The 2055-nt window shown below is 64.4% G+C and carries 2 protein-coding genes; both read left to right on the top strand.

The genetic code is table 11. The features are described 5' to 3' along the window. Window positions 1-101 precede the first annotated feature (101 nt). Window positions 102-1118, top strand: a complete 1017-nt coding sequence (locus tag AC1DY5_RS53155) for a catalase family protein (RefSeq protein WP_478122271.1) — start codon at window positions 102-104, stop codon at window positions 1116-1118. A 302-nt stretch (window positions 1119-1420) separates the two neighbouring features. Further along, window positions 1421-1681 (top strand): hypothetical protein, encoded by a 261-nt coding sequence (locus AC1DY5_RS53150; protein ID WP_478122270.1) that lies wholly within the window; start codon window positions 1421-1423, stop codon window positions 1679-1681. Window positions 1682-2055 lie beyond the last annotated feature (374 nt).

Genomic DNA, 2055 nt, shown 5'->3' with positions numbered 1-2055 from the left:
GAAATAGCCATTGGCCTCCCCTTTTCGAGTGATTGCAGGAATGGTTTGAAGCTGCACGATTTGAGCAGCGCGAACCTAACGACCGCTTGGAGGCGAACCATATGGACGGCAAAGGCATTGGCTGGGAAGACCATTTCGAGAGCGACCAGGTGCGACGCACGCTGGCTGAGAAAGTCGGCGACCAGCAGCGTCGAATTGCCGACGCGAAACTCGGCGGCCGAGTCGATCGCGGCCAGCATCAGAAGCAGGTCCTGGCCGCGATCGGAAGTCTCACCATCACCGACGTACCGGCGGTCCTGCGGCTCGGTCCGTTCGCTGCACCATTCGCCGGCCTGCCCGTGGCTTGCCGATTCTCGAACGGGCAGCCCTGCCCGTTTGCCGACACGGAACCCGACGTGCGCGGCGTCGCGATGAAGTTCTTTTCACCGATGGGCGTCGAGAGCGATCTCCTGATGACCAATCAGGGGGGCCGTTCACACGCACGCAACGCGCGCGAGTTCATGGCGTTCGCCGACGTGCTAACCGAGAAGATCGCGGGCGGGGTCTCGTCGGCGCTGCGCGAACTGGCTCATGAACTGCATGACGGGGCCCTTTCGGTCGTTCACCTGATCGGTGGCGGATCCACGCTGCTCCAGACCACCGCCCTGCACCATGTTCACAGCCTCGCCACCGAAAGCTACTGGGGTTCCGTGGTGCGGCTCGGGGACGTTGCATTCAAGCACTCCCTGCATCCGCACCCGGAGACCTCGACCCAGGTGCTGGTGGCCGAGTCCGGCACCGAATATCTGCGCGACGACCTGCTCGTCCGGCTCGGGCGCGCGCCGGTGAAATGGCGCTTGTGCGTTCAGCTGTTCGCCGACTCGGACAGTACGCCGGTCGGCGACGCATCGGTGGTGTGGTCCAGCGACCTCGTCGACATCGGCATCCTCGAGATCAGCGGCGTGCCGGCCCCCGGTCTCGAGTCGCAGATCGATCGGCTGGCGTTCAATCCGGCCCATGGCTTCGAGCCGCTCGGGATTACACATGCGCGGCGCGACGTCTACGAGGCCAGCGCCCGCAACCGGTCCGCCCGCGGGCTTGCGACGGCAGAGGAGACGCGACGCTTGCTGGGGGCCTGAGTCTCTGCGATCTATTGTTCCGGGGTGGACATTGGTCGGCCGCGGCGAGCGCAGTCCGCTGGCTGGCGGCCGGCGGCTTCTGGCTTCAACGGCACCGAGCTCGTTCACATTCTTTTCAGCTCCGGATGGGCCTCGGACAACGGCTCCAAGACCGCCCTGCCGCCCGCCCCCTTTCTTTCCCCTCGATAAGGGATACCCCGCGCGCCTGTCCGATCGTTCCAGGTCGGACTGAATCCGCCCGCGCAGTCCAAGACGAACCAAGGCCCGCGCTGACAGCGGGACCACCGAAGGACCAACGCGCGGTGGCATCGCTGACACCGCCAACCAACCCAGATTGGGCCGAAATTGATCCCTACGCGCCGGTCTGGGTGGTCGGCGTGCCGAAGACCATCGTCAATGGGCATAACGGCTTCCTCTTTGCCACACCCGATCCGGATTTCCAGAAACCCTACCTCCTGGAATGGCTGGTCGGCATCCACATCAACGGTCCGCGGCCAGGCTCACCCGTGATGACAACTCCAAACAGTTGCCCGCCACCCGACATCCCCGATGGCAGCGCCTGAATCGCTGGAGCGGACCATGGTGAACAGAGGGCTGTTCATCTCGCTTGCAGTTGCTGCGCTGTATCTCGCTCGGCTGCGATCCAAGAAGGCACCGCAGACCTGACATCCGGTTCAGACTGCTGGCGTTGCTTCCCATTGCCGCTGCGGCGGCGGCCGCGTTCAAGGGTGCAGCCTGGGTGCGTCCAGCATGCTTCTCGGTCTCGGCGCCTTCGGACTCGTCGTTACGGTCGGCCTCGTCACATTCACCACGCGCTTACCAACTTTACGTTTCCCTTGTCGGCCGGGCAGCAGAGCTTGGGGTGAGAGCGATTCAAATGGCGGGGGTGTGCAGACGCTCACTTGCGAGTTCCCATTGCGATTGGCCGGCCTGCGGT

The organism is Variovorax sp. P4_D9 (assembly GCF_056401695.1).
The sequence above is the reverse complement of the archived record's forward strand: the minus strand, read 5'-3'. Positions and strand labels throughout refer to the sequence as shown.